Annotated in this window: 2 protein-coding genes; both read right to left on the bottom strand. The window is 45.7% G+C overall.

Translation table 11 applies throughout. The features are described 5' to 3' along the window. Positions 1-392: MarR family winged helix-turn-helix transcriptional regulator (locus tag R7R78_RS25115; RefSeq protein ID WP_225474500.1), on the bottom strand; the 392-nt coding region annotated here is incomplete at its 3' end. A gap of 2 nt (positions 393-394) precedes the next feature. Beyond that, the coding region (locus R7R78_RS25110) for a cation diffusion facilitator family transporter (RefSeq protein ID WP_225474499.1) at positions 395-879 on the bottom strand (485 nt) is incomplete at its 5' end.

Below are 879 nucleotides of genomic sequence, written 5' to 3'. Positions count from 1 at the left end.
AAACACGATAGAAAGGTTGATTGCTGCTCTGGCGCAATATGACGAGTAAGATCACGCACAAGATCAAGGTGCAACTGGTTATGATGGCGATGAATTTTCTCACCTTCTGGTGTAAGCCTCACAACGATAGCACGGCGATCTTCCGGATGAGGGCAACGTTCTATCACGCTCGCATTCACTAACTTTTCGATTTGTACCGTTAACGTTCCGGTCGTGATGCCTAACTTTTCCGCCAGTTCTTTCATGCGCAGCGCACCATGGCCGCCCAGCACTTCAATAGTATGGACTTGGGCCAAAGAGTAGCCGGTTTCTTTTACGACTGACTGTTCCCAAGAAGACATCTTGTCATAGAACTCGGTCAGCATTTGATTCAACTTTTCTAGTTCGCTCATCGTCAGCTATTTTGTAACTCTAGAGTAAGGTGATGAATCTTATCAAACTTACTCAGTAATTGCTTAAATTCTCTCAACGTTTTATCACTGCGATTATGTAACACAATCGCAGCCGAGTAATGATGTCCGCTCACCTTCCAAACATGCAGATCCAGCACGTCTGCGTATGGCTGAAGCGTCTCTCTGATTGCCTGTAGGTACTCGTGATTAATGTTCTCATCTAATAAGACTGGTGCAGTTTGCTTCATCAAACCGAGAGTCCACTTACCAATCACAAAAGCACCAACGATCCCCATAATGGCATCTAACCAAATCCATCCGTAAAACTTACCGATAATAAGTGCGACGATCGCCAACAGTGACGTTAAGGTATCTGCCAAGACATGAAAATACGCGGCGGCAAGATTGTGGTCGTGGTGCTCGTGCGAGTGTCCATGCGATTGGTCATGATCGTGTGAGTGGTCATGATGATGGTGATCATGCAGTA

The organism is Vibrio sp. 2134-1 (assembly GCF_033339495.1).
The sequence above is the reverse complement of the archived record's forward strand: the minus strand, read 5'-3'. Positions and strand labels throughout refer to the sequence as shown.